The following is a 17,474-nucleotide window of genomic DNA, read 5'->3' on the forward strand; positions in this document are numbered from 1 at the left end:
ATTTTTTTTGCACTCAAATGTCTAAGAACAAGATAATAAATAAATAATCACCTTTTATTTTATTGAAAAAAAAAGTTTTTTTTCTATTTTTAGAAAGAATTTTATATTTAATTCACAATAAACTTTTTAAATAATTAAATGATCTATTCATATTGCTATAAATAATTAAGAGGAGATACATTTATTGAAATATATCTCCTCTCACATCCTTATTGGCCCTTGATAATCTTTTAATTTTTGTTCATTTCCTGTAACATTGTTTCAATAAAAGTTCCATACCCCCGTTCAGGGTCGTTTACTAACACATGAGTCACAGCTCCAACCAACTTTCCATTTTGAATAATAGGGCTACCACTCATCCCTTGAACAATACCACCTGTTTTTGCCAGCAACCGCTTATCGGTAACACGAATCATCATATCTTTTCCGTTACCTTTACCTAAACTTTCAATTTCTATTTCATAGCATTCAACATCTTCACCTTCGATATTTGATAGGATTTCTGCTTTGCCTATTTTTATCTCCTGTTTCAATGCAATTGGTAATGCAGCCTTAGTAAATTCATTTGGTTGATTCAACGTGCCGTAGATGCCTACCTCTGTATTCTTTTCTACTTCACCCAGTGTTTTACCCCGTTGAATAATACCCGCTAATTCTCCAGGTTCACCTTTTTCACCTTTGATGATATCTGTCAGTTGAGACGGAATAATTGTTCCCTGCTTAATAATCATCAATTCCCCCGTGTCCACGTCATAAACTCCATGACCTAATGCACCAAAATTGTTGGATTTTGGATCATAATAGGTGATTGTCCCAATACCCTGAATACTGTCCCGCACCCATAAACCCAGCTTAAAAGCCTGCTCCGCTTCACTATAAACAGGTGTTACTGTAACCTGCTTTTTTTGTCCTTTTCTCTCTAAAAGCAAATCAATGGCCTGTCCGTTACTTTGTGTCACTACGTCAACAAATTTTTCTTTATTGATGAGTTCTTGCCCATTTGCCTCTAACAATAAATCGCCTGTTTTTAATATTCCCCTACATGGTTCAGCCGTGTCATTTTCCGCCATACTTACCTGCCCAGTTCCCAAAACCAAAAGACCTTTTGTATCTAAACTTACACCTACAGTTTTGCCTACTGGCACTAAAGTGGTTTTTGGAATGACAGTAGCATCAATGGTTTTGATTGGCAAAGCATTACATAGATAAAAAGTAACTTTGGTTGTTCCTACCTGAATAGGATCGGCCATAATAGAAGAACCTAATTCAAGATGAAAAGCATCCGCCAATGGCTTTGTTGTTACACCAATCACATTAATGCTTTCCCCAGTTTTGGCTGAAATAGGTAATTGCGTTGCAATTTCCGTCTTTTCGCCTTCTATCAGGGTCAGATCATTGGGTAAGAGCCAGCTTACACTGCACCACAGCAGTGTTGGGATTAGAACCGCCGAAACTGAAACAAAAAAACGGCGTTTTTTTTCCTTTTTTAACCACATATGCCCCACTCCCGACTGCTGCTGATTTAGAACAAAAAAAAATTTTTGCTCCAACATTAATGTAGCCAAACAAAAACCATGCTATTCAACCTATAAAATACAGATAAACAAAAAAGGCTATTTTATAGGATTTGAAGCATTCTGCCACATTTTTCGTTAACATTATTGAATAGGGTTTACAATGTCATTTTCAGGCTTTATAATAAAAAGTATCATTTTGAATTTAAATTTTGTTCTTTTAAATTGAAAACTTATTTACAAAGAAAGAGGAGCACTATATGGAATATGCAGAATCTCTGTTAGACTACGCTTTTCGTGAAATCCGAGGGCGTATACAAAACGGTACCTATCCCCCGGGTTCAAAATTATCAACTCAAGAAATCTCTGATTCATTGGGAATTAGCAGAACCCCCGTTGTTTCTGCAATTAACCGTCTAGTGGCGCAGGGTTTGGCTATTGCTTTGCCACGACGCGGAGTAATCGTTGCAGATTTTTCACCTCAACAGCTAAAGGAAATCACCGAAGTTCGTGAAATGTTTGAGCTTTATGCTGTGAAAAGAGCCATTCAGAACATAGACTTCTCTCAGGAAATTTTAGATGAAATGGAAGCAGTAGCAATTGAGCTTGCTGGCGTGGACAGCCAAAATTATAACTTGGCAACTGAGTTGGAGATTCGCTTCCATACTCTATTTGTAACCTTAGCCGGAAATTCTCAGTTAACAAAACTATATATCAATAACTGGAATATTGGTTCTATGTTTCAAGTTTTTATGCTTTCAAAAATGCCATTAACAAAACATCAGCCCTCCTTCGATCAACATCTAGAAATGATACAATTGTTAAAAGATAAAAATGAGGCTGCATTGTTAGAATTTATACCCAATCACTTGTCACCAGTTTTTGGTGCCATTGAATGGATTATGCGAAATGGAAACATGGATATGCAAGAATTGTTTAAAATAATGACAGCAAAAGCAGAGGAAAAAAATAATAAATAGTATTAAACAGTCCTTTTGTGGGGTGTTTTTTTCATACTTTAGCCCATATATTTTTCTCATTAACCTTTCAGAATTAAGGCTTCCCTTGTTAAATGCTTTTCTAAAAAGATATGGTTTTTTTGTTTTACTTTTATAATCATGAAAAAAAGGCTATTGGGATATTATCCCAATAGCCTTTTAAATTCATCTCTAAGAATACTCTTACTTTAAGTTAAAGAATGCGTCCATGCCCAAGTACTCAGCCGCATCATCTAATTCTTCTTCGATTCTAAGAAGCTGATTGTATTTAGCAACTCGGTCAGTTCTAGCAGGTGCACCTGTCTTAATCTGCCCAGCATTAACTGCCACAACGATGTCAGCAATGGTTGTATCTTCGGTTTCACCACTTCTGTGAGATACAACAGCTGTCATTTTGTTTCTGTTTGCAAGTTGAATGGCATTGAAAGTTTCTGTTAAAGTACCAATCTGGTTTACTTTAATCAAAATTGAGTTACCAGCCTTCAAGTCAATTCCTTTTTGCAAACGCTCTGTGTTTGTTACGAAAAGGTCATCGCCAACCAACTGTACCTTGTCTCCCAATTCTTTTGTTAACAACTGCCAGCCTGCCCAGTCTTCTTCCGCCAAACCATCTTCGATGGAGACGATTGGGTATTTAGAAACCAAGGACTTCCAGAAATCAACCATTTCTTCCGAAGTTCTAACGATTTCTTTGCCAGCCATTTTGCTTTCGCCAGGGAAGTGATATTTTCCATCTTTTTCATCATATAACTCTGTCATAGCAGGATCCAATGCGATTTTGATGTCTTCTCCCCATTTATAACCTGTGGCATCAACAGCCTCTTTGATCAAGTCGATTACAGCATCTGCTGTGGGCAGGTCAGGTGCAAAACCACCTTCATCGCCAACCGCTGTGGAAAGGCCTTTGTTTTTCAAAACTTTCTTTAACATATGATAAATTTCTGCACACATACGAAGTGCTTCTTTGAAGGAAGGTGCGCCAACAGGCATAACCATAAATTCCTGTACGTCAACAGTGTTGTCGGCGTGTTTACCACCGTTCATAATATTCATCATAGGAACAGGCATTGTTTTTGCATTGAATCCGCCTAAATACTGATATAAGGGCATATCCAAAGCTTCTGCAGCAGCTTTTGCCACTGCCATAGAAACGCCAAGAATTGCGTTTGCACCTAATTTTGCTTTGTTAGGTGTACCGTCCAAAGCGATCATAGCTTTGTCAACAGAAACCTGATCCAAAGCATTCATTCCGATGATTTCTTCAGCGATGATATCGTTTACGTTATCCACTGCATCCTGAACACCGGTACCATTATATCTGTCACCACCATCACGCATTTCCACTGCTTCAAAGGCACCTGTGGATGCACCACTAGGAACAGCTGCACGGCCAACGATGCTATCTTCAACAATTACTTCAACCTCAACAGTAGGATTACCTCTGGAGTCTAATACTTCTCTTGCGTATACATCTGTAATTTCAAAAAAACCTTTCATTTTGTTTCCTCCTTATATCTGCTTGTATTTACTTGCCTGTTAACAGGCTTTTTCCAGTCATTTCTTCGGGTATAGGCACTCCCATCATTTCCAAAAGAGTAGGAGCAATATCGGCAAGTCTGCCACCTTCTCTTAAACCAACTCCATCTGTATAATTGACCAAAACAAATGGCACTGGATTTGTTGTGTGGGCAGTAAATGCTTCGTGGGATTCGTAGTCTTCCATCTGGTCACTGTTGCCATGGTCTGCGCAAAGGAACATATTTGCTCCTGTCTCCAACAATGCCTCCATTACCTTGCCAACACAAGTATCAACCGCTTCCACAGCCTTTTTCGCAGCCTCAATTACACCAGTATGGCCAACCATATCAGGATTGGCATAATTCACAATGATTAAATCATATTCCTTGGACCGTATGGCTTTTACCAAGCCCTCAGTCACCTCAAAAGCACTCATCTCTGGCTTCAAATCATAAGTTGAAACCTTGGGAGATGGAACCAGCCACCGATCCTCATTGGGATTCGGCTCTTCCACCCCACCATTAAAAAAGAATGTTACATGGGCATACTTTTCTGTTTCTGCCGTTCTCAATTGCTTTAAACCCAAGGAAGAAATATAACTTCCTAAAGTATTTGTTAATCTTTGGGGCTTAAAAGCAACTTCCTTGTTGGGGATTGTAACATCATATTCTGTAAAACATACATATTTCAAGTCCTGCAACACCTTACCACGATGAAACCCATCAAATTCAGTGTCACACATTGCTCTTGTTATTTCTCTTGCACGGTCAGGTCGGAAGTTAAAGAAAATTACTGCATCATGATCAGCAATTTTGCCCTTGGCTATACCCAATTCATCCACAATTACAGTGGGCGGCATAAACTCATCCGTTTTCCCATTTTCATAGGATTTCTTGATGGCTTCAACTGCATCTGTGGCAGTTGTTCCTTTGCCCAATACCATGGCATCATAAGCTTCCTGCACTCTTTCCCAACGTTTATCACGATCCATTACATAGTAGCGGCCAATCACCGTTGCAAACTGGCCTAATTCAATTTCACGCATTTTTTCTGCCAGTTCAGCCACATACTCTGCCCCTGAGGAAGGAGGAGTATCTCTACCATCTAAAAAAGCATGTATATATACCTTTTCCAAATCATGCTTCTTTGCTAAACGCAACAACGCATAGATATGGGAATTGTGGCTATGCACACCACCATCGGAAACCAGTCCATATAGATGTAAAGCAGAGGAATTTTTTTTGCAATGCTCAATGGCCTGAAGCAATTCAGGGTTGTCATAAAAATCCCCATCTTCAATAGCTTTTGTAATACGGGTTAATTCCTGGTATACGATACGACCTGCCCCAATATTCAAATGACCAACTTCGGAGTTACCCATTTGTCCTTCGGGCAAACCAACATCACGCCCACTAGCATAACCTTTTACAAAAGGGTATTTCTTGAAAATGCCGTCTAACACAGGCGTATTCGCCTGCTTAATCGCATTTCCTTCAACTTTTTCGTTGATTCCAAATCCATCCAGTACCATTAATACTGTTGTCTTTTTGTCCATTATTCTACCGCCTCACTTTTACTGTTTGCTTTTATTTCTGATAGTGAACAATTTCTTGGAACTCATCTTTTAAGCTCGCTCCGCCAACCAAACCACCATCAATATCTGCCATAGCAAACAATTCTGCTGCATTTTTTCCATTTACACTACCACCGTACTGAATTCTTACCTGGTCAGCTGTATTCTGTCCATATACCTCGCCAACAACCTGTCGAATGGCCTTGCAAACTTCTTGTGCTTGCTCAGAGGTTGCTGTTTTGCCTGTTCCAATGGCCCAAATAGGTTCATAGGCAATTACAACCTTTTTTACTTCCTCTGCACTAATGCCAGACAAACCAAACTTCACCTGCATACGAATCCACTCAATGGTTATTCCCGCTTCTCTTTGCTCCAAGGTTTCACCGCAGCACATAATAGGAGTGATTCCTACTTCCAAAGCTTTTTTTACTTTTTTGTTAACCATTTCATCGGTTTCATTAAAAAACTGGCGGCGTTCCGAGTGTCCTAAAACCACATATGATACACCCATCTCTTTTAACATCAATGGGGAAATCTCTCCTGTATAAGCACCACTATTTTCAAAATGCATATTTTCTGCACCGACGCCTATGCGACTGCCTTGCAATTCCTCTAAAACAGGATGTAAATCTACGAAGGGTACACAAAATACAACGTCCACCTCAGAGGAGGCTACCTTGCTTTTCATTTCCTTGCAAAACTCAGCGGCCTCTTTAGGTGTTTTGTTCATTTTCCAGTTACCTGCTATGATCTTTTTTCTCATGATCTGCTTCCCTCTCTTTCGGCACAAAGCTTTTTCTAGCAACCCTCTCTATGTTCTCCAGCAAATCCTGGCCATCCCAGCCGGATTCTACATTGATTCTGGGAATTTCAAAGGGAGATGTTTGTTTTGTAATGACTCCACTTTCCACAGTAAATAGTAAATCAAAACCCATTTCCTTTAACTGTTCTTGGGTATAGGGGGTAAAACGGCCATTGGGAAAGGCCAACGCTGTACAACTACTTTGATTCAAGTATTTTTGCAACGCTTTTTCCGCCTTATCCACCTCGGCCAAAAATTCTTCCTCTGGCTCAAGATCCACAGGAACATGATTTGCAGTGTGGTTATAAATTTTTACATATCTACTATTTACCATCTTTTGCCCTTGATTCCAGTTAAATTTCTTTAAACCCGTTTGTTGGGTTATACTATCCGTCACAGCAAAAATAGATGCGGGTACTCGGTGTTTTTGAAAAATAGGAAAAGCTAAATCATAGTTGCTCACATATCCGTCATCCATCGTGATGCAGATATACTTTTGGTTCAGCTCTAAGCTCAGTTCATCTTTTCCACTTCTTTTATATTGAACCTTCTCTTTTTCCACCCTCTGGAGGAGTTCTTGTAAGGTTTCCAGGGAAATAAATTCATACCCTTTGTCCTTTAAAAAACTAATTTGAGCCTCCAGTTCGGCTTGGGTGGTCACAACACCATTTCCTTCTCCCATATCTCTAATTGCAAAATGATGATACATAATAACTGGGATATAATCCGTCGGTGGAATTATCATGGTTTCCACCGGCTTAATCTGCTCTTGTTCATCTAAACTATCTATGGCAACAACAGTTTTTCCCCAGACAGTTTGTTGAAAAATCAAGCAGCTGAGCAAAGCCATTACCACAAATTTTCTTCCCCTTTGTTTCATCTTAAACCTTACTTATCTTGCACCGCTACTACACCAGGCAAGTCCTTTCCTTCCAAGAATTCAAGAGATGCACCACCGCCTGTGGAAATATGTGTCATTTTATTTCCAAAACCTAACTGATTTACTGCAGCAGCAGAATCACCACCACCAATAATTGTTGTTGCATCAATATCTGCCATTGCCTGAGCCACTGCTTTTGTGCCCCCTGCAAAGTTTTCAAATTCAAAAACGCCCATAGGGCCGTTCCAAATAACAGTCTTTGCTTCTTTAATTGCCGCTGCGAACATTTCTCTGGATTTTTCACCGATATCAAGCCCCATCCATCCATCGGGAATTTCCAAGGAAGAAACAGTTTTAAACTCAGTGTCATTTTTGAATTCTTTCGTAATAACTGTATCCACAGGCAATAATAAACGAACGCCCTTTGCCTTAGCCTTATCCATCATTTCTTTTGCATATTCAACTTTATCTGCTTCCAGCAATGAATCGCCAACTTTACCACCCTGAGCTACTGCAAAAGTATAGGCCATACCGCCACCGATAATCAAAGTATCTACCTTTTCTAACAAATTGTTGATTACATTAATCTTATCGGAAACCTTTGAGCCACCTAAAATTGCTACAAAAGGATGCTCTGGCTTGTTTACTGCATTACCTAAAAACTCAATTTCCTTTTCCATCAGATAACCAACAGCAGATTCCTCAACAAAGTTTGTAATACCTACCGTGGAGCAATGCGCTCTATGGCTACTTCCAAATGCATCATTCACATAAACATCGGCTAAGGAAGCTAATTCCTTGCTGAAATTTTCTTCATTCTTGGTTTCCTCTTTTCTATATCGTGTGTTTTCCAGCAAAACCACGTCTCCGTCCTTCATTGCTTCAACGGCTTTTATGGCATTTTCACCAACCACTGTATCATCATTCGCAAAAACAACTTCTTTCCCCAATAAATCTGAAAGTCTTTTTGCAACAGGTGCTAATGAGAGTTCAGGCTTTGGTTCACCCTTCGGTTTGCCCATATGTGAACAAAGGATAACCTTACCTCCATCCTCCATAAGTTTTTTGATTGTTGGCAGAGCAGCAGTAATTCTGTTTTCATCAGTAATTAACCCATCCTGCAAGGGAACATTAAAGTCGCATCTAACCAATACACGTTTCCCCTTTACCTTTAAATCATTCACTGATTTTTTGTTAAGCATTTTTATTACTCCTTTCTGATTGACGTTGTAGGTATCTAAGACACCTATTATCCCAATATTTCTACTTTTCCCCAAATCTTCTCTTTTATTTTAGAATATAAAAATTCCGTTTATTTGTAGGAAAAAATATTGCCTCGGCATTTAAACAATCATTTTATGCTTCTAACATCCCTAATAACTTTAATGCGGCGCCTTCATCGGTAACAAATACACCGCTTGGAATACTCTGACTAACAGCAAAGATACTCTCTGCCTTTTTCTCCCCGCCTGCAACTACGATGATCTCATCCATATTATCAATCTCATTAAAATCAATGGCAATGGAGCGCGTTTTATAAACCACCTCGCCACCCTTATTAAAGTAATAGCCACAAGCCTCTGCAACTGCTTCTTTTTCTGCTAAATATAGTTTTATTTCTTCATCCAATCTCCGTTTTTCTGCCATTTCCAACGCATTACCCACACCCAAAAGCAGTATGTTCGCCTTCTCCATCTCTTGAATGGTTTCAAGAATTTCTGGTTGCTTTTTCATTTCTTCCAAAGCAGTTTCACTTAAATTATCCGGCAGATGTAACAATCGATATTCCGACTGCAATTTTTCTGCCAACTGAACTGCCAAAGTATCCGCTTGCAGTTCCATCTTTCTGCCAATGCTACCTCTTGCAGGAACAATCATTTTTGCCGTTGGTTTAGACATTTCAGGAGCCGCTATTACCAAGTCTTCCATAGCTGTACCACCGGTGATGGCGATGCAGCTTTCCTCGTTGGTTTTTTCCAAAAGCCGGCGCATAGCCAATTGCCCCATTTCTTTACGGCTTCGTTCGCTGACATCCGCATTGCCCTGGGCAATCATAACACGTTTAACTCCTAACAATTTAGCCAGCTTTTCTTCTAAAACTGATAAACCTGTCATAATGGAGAAGATTGAATCCAACCCCTCCAGGACTTCCATCCCTTCGTCAGTAACCATCATGCCTGTTTTTGAAACTTGAACCAATTTCTGTACGCTAAAACGTTCAATTTCACTTCGGACTGTTCTTTCTGTCATCCCCAGTGCAAGCACCACCATTCTTCTACCACAAGGCTGCAAAAGGCGAACAGTTTTTAACACACGATAGCGTTTAATCATTTCTTCTGTTAGATCAGGTGCAATTTTACGAATTAGTTGCAATTTATCTTCCATATTTCACCTTCCTTTGGTCTTTTTATGTCCCGTCTTTATTTTTTTGTCCCAACCAAAAGAAAAAAAGGAGGTGGCGTGCAGTCGGTAGAAAGACCATACCGGCCACCTGCCGCCCCATCTTCTTTAAATCTGCTCAACTTTTACAGACGCATCTACATCTTTGTCTGTGCAGCAGCAGTCTTCTTCATTACAATATTCATCTTCTAAATCGTCCCAGTCATAATCCCAGTCTTCATCATATTCGTCATCCATTTTTGTTTTCAACAGATAAACAACACCCAAAGCTACAACTGCTAAAACAGCAGCGATAACAGATAAAACGATAAACAATGTTTTTTTGTCATCACGATCGTTGTTCAAAACTACGATTCTATCTTTCAAATCATCGAAACTTGGTTTTACCTCAAAATATTTTCTCATATCCATTTCTCCTTTAAAGTTTATTTTCAGAAAATTTCCGTTTTAGAAACTCCTTATTCTTGCGCATTTCACTATACTCATAATATGCTTTTTTCAAAATCTGACGTTCGTCATTAAACTTCAACAGATGATAGGCTTCATGAAATTTATAAAAACCGGCATCGGCGAAGTATTCTTCGCTCTGAGGTTTACAGAAAAAGGAATTGGCACTCATTAAATACCAATGAACTGTTTTGCTTACGGTATCTTCACTGCCTTTGAAGGTATATTGGGTTTTCCCCACATATTTAATAATTTCGCCCGTTGCACCGGATTCTTCCTTTACCTCACGCAAAGCGGTCTGCCGATAGGTTTCGCCTTCTTCCACAGTGCCTTTGGGCAATACCCAGCCCATGTATCTGCCGTTTTGGTTTTTATATAAGAGAAGAATTTTCCACTTATAAATAACAACGCCTCCACAGCTCACCGCTTCTATCACTGCTTTACCTCCGTAATTATTCTATTTTCTGCCAGTTGTCCTATTTGTATTAGTATACCGCTTTTTGTAATCGATTTCAAGAGCTACTATAAAATCAAGTAGATTTTATTCTCGAAACGGTGAAATTTTCACCAATTCTTTTATATGCCGCAAAGCTGACCACCATAACCAAATTTCCAATATCCAAAAAGGTATCCAAAACGCTGGTGACTTTTCTAACAAAAAATAGTTATACAATGCATGGGCTATATACGGAACAATTAATGCTAAAATTAATTGCTTTTTTCCTCCAAAAAACTTGGCTAACCCCAGATAATATCCCATTTGTACGCCAAATAATCCATGGCCAGGCACCGAAAGTACGGCCCTGGACAAAGCAGTGCCGTATCCACCCATGACAGGGTGGGTTACGTAAATTATATTTTCTATCCAGGCAAAGCCTAGTGATACAAAAACACCGTATACTATCCCATCCAGTGGTTCGTTGAAATTCCCATTTTTCCAAATCAAGAAAATTAAGAAAACGTACTTAATCACCTCCTCAACCCCTGCTGAGCTAACAAATGCCGTATAAAATGGATTCTCACGATGAGGAAATACTTTTTCCAAACCCAATCCAACTGCATAAATTACACAGGTAGCGTAAATCCCGTATAGTAACCCCAACAGAAGCATTCTCCAAGGTTCCTTTTCATATTTATCTCTTACATAAATATAAAAAAGGCCAACCAATACAGGTGCAGCAGCAAGTTGTATCAGCATGAAAACCCTTCCTTTTTTCTTTTGACATTTCTCACTTAGTCTTTCCAAAAAAACAATATCTATAATGATTTAAATAAAAAACACACTATCTTTTTGTACTAACAAACAAATAGTGTGTTTTCACTCGTATCATAAATTTACTCTGTTTTAATTGCTGTTAAGGCACTTAATTTCATGGCTCTTTTTGCTGGTAAGTATCCTGAAAGAACACCGATTACGGTTGCAAAACCAATGGAACCTAGATATAACCATAAAGGAATGGATGATGTCATATCACTTCCCTGTTGCATAGCAACAAAGTTTACAAGCTTTGAGGTTGCAAAACTAACAAGGATACCAATAATACCGCCAGCAAAACCAATAAAGGCAGCCTCTGTTAAGAAAAGAAGCTTAATATCTCTTAAGGATGCACCGATTACCTTCATAATACCAATTTCTCTGGTCCGCTCATAAATTGCCATAACCATAGTATTTGTAATACCAATTGCGGCTACAACCAAAGAAATTGCACCAATTGCACCTAAAACCATACGCAACATTTTAGTAGTTTGTTTCATAGCTTCTAACTGATCCGTTAAGCTTGAGGCCCGATAACCAAGATCCTTAATATGTTGCTGTACCACCTGAACATTTTTAATATCATCAACTTTTACTAGAACCTGTTCATATTCTTGGGATTTTTTTTGATTATTGCCACTAGAAGACCCATATTTCGTCTTTTCCCATTCTTTTTGTGCCTTCTCTATTTTTTCGACTTCCTTTAAGGGCATAACCACGCTCCAACTATTGCTACCGTCGGCAGGCATAGTACCTACCACCTCAAATTTAAATGGTTTCACGGATTTGTCAGCATGCTTTGTGCCGTAACCCCAATCATATGTAACTTCAACCTTTTCACCAATTAATTCAAGCTTAGGCTTTTCTGCACTCATTCTCATTTCCCAGCTTAATTTGGGGTCATAGAATTCTACTGCGCCACCAATAACAATTGCCTTCACATCTTCACCGGTAAGGGCACGCCCTCCATCCACTTTATAGCCCATGGCTTCCATAGTTGCAGGATCTAATCCAATAATATTGGCATCCGCAACAAGTTTTCCGCTTCCTAACATTAAGTATAAGTTTTTTACAGGAGATACGGCTTCTACACTGGATATTTGGCGAAAAGATTCTACCGCAGCACCGTCCAATTTTACTTGCTTACCCTTATTTTGGGTATTCATAGAGGTATCTTCACCCATCATGTAGGCACCTCCACCGCCATTTGGCGAAAAAACATTAATCACTTGTAAGCTTCCCCAATCTTGCAGTTGTCGCTCAAAGCTTTCATTCATACCAATACCGATGGAAACCATTACAACAATGGAGGCTGTGCCTATTACTACACCTAGAACTGTTAGAAATGTTCGCAGTTTTCTCTTTAACAAGTTGCGCAGAGCCATATTCAATAAGTCTCTCGTACTCATAAAGACATATCCTCTCTATCATCGTCGTCATCTTCATCATCATCGTCAATAATATCACTTACACTCTCTGCAAAACTGTTATGAGGATCTTGTTTCTGACGTCTAATAAAAATGAACAACCCCATGCCGAAAAGGGCTAAAATTGCAATTGAAATCATTACTTTTTTCATGTCCATTGGAGGTGTTACAGAATCTGTCCCATCAATATCCTCTGGCATCATTGGTTCTGATACATTTAGCACAAAATCTCTGCGTTCTTCTTTAACCTCTCCTGTTGCATCTTCATAAGAGATAATAATGCTTACAGGTACTTCTCCTGCTGTTAACGGTGTAAAAGAGGTTTCAAAATATTCACTTGCACCCGAATCCAAGTTGCCTATATAGGTATTCTTATTCTGGCATTCAACATCGCCTTCTACTTTAACCATTACGTTGTTCAATGTAACTTTGCCCGTATTATAGTACCCAAAAGATACTGTTACAGGAGAATACACTTCTACCATATCAGGAATAGCAAACTCATCAACCTGTAGCTCTGTTATCTGCTTTACGTTTATACCTAGCAACTCAGTTGCTGTAAATTCCTTTCCAGCACTATCTTCATATTCAAAGTTTACTGTCAAAGTGTATGTTTTTGGCTGGGCCTCAGGGACAACATATAGTCGTAGCTGTTTCTGTGCTGTACCCTTAGGGCCAATTGCATCGAAGTAGAATGTATTACTACTTTCAACGGGGGTAAAGATATTTCCAGACTTTTGGCTATCAGATGAAGTTTCTTCAGCCAAAGTTAAATACATTTTGATATTTTTCACACCTTTTGATGCGTGGGTATTTAATATATCCATATTTAAGTCAAATTCCTGCCCTGCCATTACAATCAATGGGTCGCACTCATAGTTACTTACGATAAGTTTAGGCTTGCTGGCATTTTCTTCATCTTTATCTGGATTGCTAATGTTCACCCCTGCAAATTGCTTAAACGAGGTAACTGCTGTGCCACCAGAAGTATATTCTGTTGTAAATTGAATGGCATAGTTCTGAGACTTTGATGCTGCAGTACCTGCAAAAGTGAAAGAAAGCGTTGTTGTTGCCCCTGGCGCCAATTCCGTTACAGTTTTTACACTGCCTGACTTAGGAACTACTGCCGACGTATCCACTGACTCTGCAGTTACAACGATATTTTTTGCAGCAATCTTTCCACTGTTGTGTAAATCAAAGCTGATTGTAAAGTTTTGGTTTACTCCATACACTCCACCGGGTTCTCTCATATTTTTAATCTCAAGCTGAGATTTCTGCCCAGCCACACCACCAACATTAACATAGTATTCTTGGGTTTTTTCAACAGCTTTACCAAACCCATCTTTAAACTTTAATTTAATGGTAACGGGATAGTTGCCAGCTGCCATATCAGCACTTGCAACAAGGGGGAATGCAAAATCAACACTGGCATTCACAGGGATTTTGGAGTAATGCTTGCTGCTAAATCCACCACTCAAACTAATTTTATCTGTTGCTAAGTTATCTAAGCTAATATCTACGTCAATCATATCCTGTCCGCCGTTATTCACAACTTTACCACTTAAATTTGCACTACTTCCATGAGACATGCTTTCAGGAGTCAGCTTCATATTGTCCAATTTAAAGCTAGGATCATTGTCAAATCCTTTCATCTTCAAATAAACCGTCTCTGTACTTGAAAATGTTGTGTCGTTTGCATTTCTGTATGTAAACTCTAAAGTTACAGGATAACTTGACTCCTTCACATCACCATTAATCGTCACATTTAACGACATATTTTTGTAGCCGTTGGCACCAATGCTACCGATATCACCGCCCCCTTGTACAGAAACACGAAAAGGGTCTGTTGCATTCTTTTTGGGACTCACATAAACATTATCTGCGGCAACTGCCCCTTTGTTTTTCACCTGAAAGGTAACACGGTTTTCCTGACCCGCCTGAACTTCTACAACTGTTTCTCCCCCTACTATAATCTTCGGGGATCCATTATCACTAAAATCATCTGCAAACCCGATAACAGTTTGTCCCAGTATCACGGAAAACATCAATAAAAAAGTTACAATTTTTTGTCCTAGCCTTCTGTTCATCATTCTTTCTCTCCTTCGACCTGCCTTTTATCTTCGATTCGCTCTACCTGACCATCTGATAACATCACAATACGATCTGCATAATCTGACAGCTCTAAATCGTGGGTTACAATTACCAATGTCTGATTATTTTTTTTTGCCAAAGCTGTAATCAAATCCATCATTTCATAGGTGGTACGGGTGTCTAAATTCCCTGTTGGTTCATCAGCAAATACCACCTGAGGGCTATTGATAAACGCTCTTGCAATACTTACCCTTTGCTGCTGTCCGCCACTCATTTCATGGGGCTTATGATGAGCTCTGTCTTCCAGTCCAACGGCTTTTAACATTTCCATTGCTCGCTCATTCCGCTCCTTCAAGGGCACATTTTTAAAAATCAATGGTAATGTTACATTCTCCATTGCCGTTAATGTGGGCAAAAGATTATAGGACTGAAATACAAACCCAACATATTTCTGTCTGAAATCCGCCAGCTGGTCTTCATTCATACGTTCAATATGTTTTTTATTAAATATGATTTCACCAGATGAGGGTTTTTCTAACCCTGCGATCAAATTCAATAAAGTGGATTTACCCGAGCCAGATTTTCCAAGCAAACAGCAAACTTCACCTTGCCTAATGTTTAAACTTATACCATCAACCGCTTGAATTTTTTCTTTTCCCATTTGATAATACTTTTTAACATTCTTAATACGAATCACACTACGACCCAAGTTTCACACTCCTTTCCATCCAAATTTCGTTAAAACGAACATTTTAATGAATCTTTAATATATAGATTTTAGCATATAGTTGTTACAAAAGCTAACGAGAAAGCTTAAAATTTTCTTACGATAGGTTAAACAATTCTTTCCAATATCCATTGAAACCCACTATTTACTATGCTATCTTAATTATAAAAGAGGGAGGCAATGCCATGATTACAATCTTCAATCGAAAAGAGCTTTTCATCACAAATTCCATGGAAGATCAGGCCAGAATACGAGATTTACTTTCTGCACACAATATTGACTACACAATTTCAACCTTTGGAAACCTTTGGAGAAGTGAAGCACGTGGTTATCCAGGAATGAATAATATGGCGCAAACCGAGTATTTCATTTATGTTAATAGATCTGATTATGACCAAGCGGTTGCCATTCTAGATGGTAAAAAATTAAGTTGTGTCTTCCCATAGTACACTTCTTACCAAGCAAAAAAAAACAACTGCAGAAAAAACTGATCTCCCCAGAAAAACCATAAAAAATCTCTTGAAATTTATGCCCAACTGCATAAACTTCAAGAGATACCTTTATCGCTGATATTTCTCTAGCCTATTGGCGGATTCTTCATCCACATATACTTCCAATAAGACGCCTTCGGCAGTGTGCTCCTCATGAATAATTTCACAACGCCCGTGCACCCAACCAATCAAGCCCCCTTCTGTGTAGGGAATAACAACAACCAAAGACTTTCGAAAGCTTTTTAACACTTTTTCAATAGATCCTAGCATTACCTCCAAGCCATCACCAGTAAACGCAGAAATTTGTACAATCTCCCTGGCTCTAGTATCTATTGGCAGAGGCAATTCCACATCTTTGTCCATCTTATTAAAAATTGTAATGACTGGTGTGTCTGCACACCCTAAATCATCCAATGTTTTATATACAACCTGCATCTGCTCCTGCCTGTTAGGATTAGACGCATCAACCACATGCAGTAATACATCTGCATATTTTAATTCCTCTAATGTTGCTCGAAATGCCTGCACCAAGTGATGCGGAAGCTTTTGAATAAAACCAACGGTATCTGTCAATAAAACTTCAGAGCCATTTGGGAGTTCCACCTTTCTGGTGGTTGTATCCAGGGTTGCAAATAGCTTATCTTCCGCCAGAACCCCTGCATCAGTCAGCTTATTAATTAATGTAGATTTCCCCGCGTTGGTATAGCCAACCAACGAAACTACAGGAGTTCCTTTTTTCCCTCTCTGATTGCGTAATAATTCCCGATGAGTTTGAATTTCCTTTGCAGCAATGTTTAATTCTGCAATCCGATCTTTAATGTAACGTCTGTCTGTTTCTAACTTCTTTTCACCAGGGCCTCTTGTACCGATACCACCGCCAAGCCTTGACATTGATGCACCCATACCTGTCAATCGCGACAGTCGATGTTTTAATTGGGCCAACTCCACTTGAATTTTACCCTCACCAGAAATTGCCCTACCTGCAAAAATGTCCAAAATCACAATGGTCCGATCCATAACTTTGGTTTCTAGCATCTTTTCAAGATTTTTCAGCTGGGCTGGAGAAAGTTCATCATCACAAACAATACCAGAAGCTCCATATGCCTCTACCATCATTTTTAGTTCCTCAATCTTACCTTTTCCTAAGTAATGTCCCGGATGAACTCGATCCCTTTTTTGCACGCTTCTTGCAACGGCTACAGCCCCTGCCGTCTGGACAAGTTCTTGTAATTCATCCAAACACGCATCTATCTCCATGGCAGAACGACTGTTTCGTTCGTCCGGTTCTACAGCAACTAGGATTACCTTCTCTTCCATTTTTGCTGTCTCATGCATTTCTTTCGCCATACTC

At 39.1% G+C, this 17,474-nt stretch carries 16 protein-coding genes; 2 read left to right on the forward strand and 14 right to left on the reverse strand.

Translation table 11 applies throughout. The features are described from left to right. Nucleotides 1-230 precede the first annotated feature (230 nt). Complete coding sequence (gene spoIVB / locus ABVZ64_RS07900; RefSeq protein WP_352400474.1) at nucleotides 231-1,496, reverse strand: SpoIVB peptidase; 1,266 nt, start codon at nucleotides 1,494-1,496, stop codon at nucleotides 231-233. Between the two features lie 278 nt (nucleotides 1,497-1,774). Between spoIVB and ABVZ64_RS07905 the strand changes: the two genes are divergently transcribed. Beyond that, entirely contained in the window at nucleotides 1,775-2,494 is a 720-nt protein-coding gene (locus tag ABVZ64_RS07905) for a GntR family transcriptional regulator (RefSeq protein WP_352400475.1), read from the forward strand. 201 nt (nucleotides 2,495-2,695) lie between these two features. Here ABVZ64_RS07905 and eno read toward each other — a convergent pair whose 3' ends face one another. The 12 genes from eno to ABVZ64_RS07965 form a co-directional block, all read right to left on the reverse strand. Further along, the gene (gene eno, locus ABVZ64_RS07910) at nucleotides 2,696-4,009 is read right to left on the reverse strand and encodes a phosphopyruvate hydratase (RefSeq protein WP_352400476.1); all 1,314 of its coding nucleotides are present in this window, start codon (nucleotides 4,007-4,009) and stop codon (nucleotides 2,696-2,698) included. 28 nt (nucleotides 4,010-4,037) lie between these two features. After that, entirely contained in the window at nucleotides 4,038-5,585 is a 1,548-nt protein-coding gene (gene gpmI, locus ABVZ64_RS07915) for a 2,3-bisphosphoglycerate-independent phosphoglycerate mutase (protein ID WP_352400477.1), read from the reverse strand. A 31-nt stretch (nucleotides 5,586-5,616) separates the two neighbouring features. After that, nucleotides 5,617-6,369, reverse strand: coding sequence for a triose-phosphate isomerase (gene tpiA / locus ABVZ64_RS07920; protein WP_352400656.1), 753 nt, complete (start codon nucleotides 6,367-6,369; stop codon nucleotides 5,617-5,619). Then, nucleotides 6,341-7,255, reverse strand: a complete 915-nt coding sequence (locus ABVZ64_RS07925; RefSeq protein ID WP_352400657.1) for a polysaccharide deacetylase family protein — start codon at nucleotides 7,253-7,255, stop codon at nucleotides 6,341-6,343. The genes tpiA and ABVZ64_RS07925 overlap by 29 nt, the downstream gene beginning before the upstream one ends. A 38-nt stretch (nucleotides 7,256-7,293) precedes the next feature. Continuing rightward, nucleotides 7,294-8,487, reverse strand: coding sequence for a phosphoglycerate kinase (locus tag ABVZ64_RS07930; protein ID WP_352400478.1), 1,194 nt, complete (start codon nucleotides 8,485-8,487; stop codon nucleotides 7,294-7,296). A 154-nt stretch (nucleotides 8,488-8,641) separates the two neighbouring features. Then, the gene (locus ABVZ64_RS07935) at nucleotides 8,642-9,670 is read right to left on the reverse strand and encodes a sugar-binding transcriptional regulator (RefSeq protein WP_352400479.1); all 1,029 of its coding nucleotides are present in this window, start codon (nucleotides 9,668-9,670) and stop codon (nucleotides 8,642-8,644) included. Nucleotides 9,671-9,793: 123 nt separating this feature from the next. Continuing rightward, nucleotides 9,794-10,090 carry a hypothetical protein gene (locus ABVZ64_RS07940; RefSeq protein WP_352400480.1) on the reverse strand — a complete coding sequence of 99 codons (297 nt, stop codon included), beginning with the start codon at nucleotides 10,088-10,090 and terminating at the stop codon, nucleotides 9,794-9,796. Between the two features lie 13 nt (nucleotides 10,091-10,103). Further along, nucleotides 10,104-10,568: an NUDIX hydrolase gene (locus ABVZ64_RS07945; RefSeq protein WP_313528995.1), complete on the reverse strand. Its 465-nt coding sequence runs from the start codon at nucleotides 10,566-10,568 to the stop codon at nucleotides 10,104-10,106. 105 nt (nucleotides 10,569-10,673) lie between these two features. Further along, a complete protein-coding gene (locus tag ABVZ64_RS07950; protein ID WP_352400481.1) occupies nucleotides 10,674-11,330 on the reverse strand; it encodes a PrsW family glutamic-type intramembrane protease in 657 nt (218 codons plus the stop codon). 137 nt (nucleotides 11,331-11,467) lie between these two features. Further along, complete coding sequence (locus ABVZ64_RS07955) at nucleotides 11,468-12,796, reverse strand: ABC transporter permease (RefSeq protein WP_352400482.1); 1,329 nt, start codon at nucleotides 12,794-12,796, stop codon at nucleotides 11,468-11,470. Further along, complete coding sequence (locus tag ABVZ64_RS07960; protein WP_352400483.1) at nucleotides 12,793-14,904, reverse strand: COG1361 S-layer family protein; 2,112 nt, start codon at nucleotides 14,902-14,904, stop codon at nucleotides 12,793-12,795. The genes ABVZ64_RS07955 and ABVZ64_RS07960 overlap by 4 nt, the downstream gene beginning before the upstream one ends. Beyond that, nucleotides 14,901-15,566, reverse strand: coding sequence for an ABC transporter ATP-binding protein (locus tag ABVZ64_RS07965; protein WP_352400658.1), 666 nt, complete (start codon nucleotides 15,564-15,566; stop codon nucleotides 14,901-14,903). The genes ABVZ64_RS07960 and ABVZ64_RS07965 overlap by 4 nt, the downstream gene beginning before the upstream one ends. A gap of 251 nt (nucleotides 15,567-15,817) precedes the next feature. Here ABVZ64_RS07965 and ABVZ64_RS07970 point away from each other — a divergent pair, with 251 nt between their 5' ends. Then, on the forward strand, nucleotides 15,818-16,078 hold the full coding sequence (locus tag ABVZ64_RS07970) for a hypothetical protein (RefSeq protein ID WP_352400484.1): 261 nt from the start codon (nucleotides 15,818-15,820) through the stop codon (nucleotides 16,076-16,078). 114 nt (nucleotides 16,079-16,192) lie between these two features. Here ABVZ64_RS07970 and hflX read toward each other — a convergent pair whose 3' ends face one another. Further along, nucleotides 16,193-17,470, reverse strand: coding sequence for a GTPase HflX (hflX, locus tag ABVZ64_RS07975; protein ID WP_352400485.1), 1,278 nt, complete (start codon nucleotides 17,468-17,470; stop codon nucleotides 16,193-16,195). Nucleotides 17,471-17,474 lie beyond the last annotated feature (4 nt).

This window comes from Anaerotignum sp. (assembly GCF_040307045.1).
GTDB lineage: Bacteria > Bacillota > Clostridia > Lachnospirales > Anaerotignaceae > Chakrabartyella.

Excerpts from the sequence above, each read along its gene's own strand:
- spoIVB (WP_352400474.1), bottom strand. The coding sequence starts at position 1,496 with ATGTGGTTAAAAAAGGAAAAAAAACGCCGTTTTTTTGTTTCAGTTTCG.
- ABVZ64_RS07905 (WP_352400475.1), top strand. The coding sequence starts at position 1,775 with ATGGAATATGCAGAATCTCTGTTAGACTACGCTTTTCGTGAAATCCGA.
- eno (WP_352400476.1), bottom strand. The coding sequence starts at position 4,009 with ATGAAAGGTTTTTTTGAAATTACAGATGTATACGCAAGAGAAGTATTA.
- gpmI (WP_352400477.1), bottom strand. The coding sequence starts at position 5,585 with ATGGACAAAAAGACAACAGTATTAATGGTACTGGATGGATTTGGAATC.
- ABVZ64_RS07925 (WP_352400657.1), bottom strand. The coding sequence starts at position 7,255 with ATGGCTTTGCTCAGCTGCTTGATTTTTCAACAAACTGTCTGGGGAAAA.
- ABVZ64_RS07930 (WP_352400478.1), bottom strand. The coding sequence starts at position 8,487 with ATGCTTAACAAAAAATCAGTGAATGATTTAAAGGTAAAGGGGAAACGT.
- ABVZ64_RS07935 (WP_352400479.1), bottom strand. The coding sequence starts at position 9,670 with ATGGAAGATAAATTGCAACTAATTCGTAAAATTGCACCTGATCTAACA.
- ABVZ64_RS07940 (WP_352400480.1), bottom strand. The coding sequence starts at position 10,090 with ATGAGAAAATATTTTGAGGTAAAACCAAGTTTCGATGATTTGAAAGAT.
- ABVZ64_RS07950 (WP_352400481.1), bottom strand. The coding sequence starts at position 11,330 with ATGCTGATACAACTTGCTGCTGCACCTGTATTGGTTGGCCTTTTTTAT.
- ABVZ64_RS07955 (WP_352400482.1), bottom strand. The coding sequence starts at position 12,796 with ATGAGTACGAGAGACTTATTGAATATGGCTCTGCGCAACTTGTTAAAG.
- ABVZ64_RS07960 (WP_352400483.1), bottom strand. The coding sequence starts at position 14,904 with ATGATGAACAGAAGGCTAGGACAAAAAATTGTAACTTTTTTATTGATG.
- ABVZ64_RS07965 (WP_352400658.1), bottom strand. The coding sequence starts at position 15,566 with ATGGGAAAAGAAAAAATTCAAGCGGTTGATGGTATAAGTTTAAACATT.
- ABVZ64_RS07970 (WP_352400484.1), top strand. The coding sequence starts at position 15,818 with ATGATTACAATCTTCAATCGAAAAGAGCTTTTCATCACAAATTCCATG.
- hflX (WP_352400485.1), bottom strand. The coding sequence starts at position 17,470 with ATGGCGAAAGAAATGCATGAGACAGCAAAAATGGAAGAGAAGGTAATC.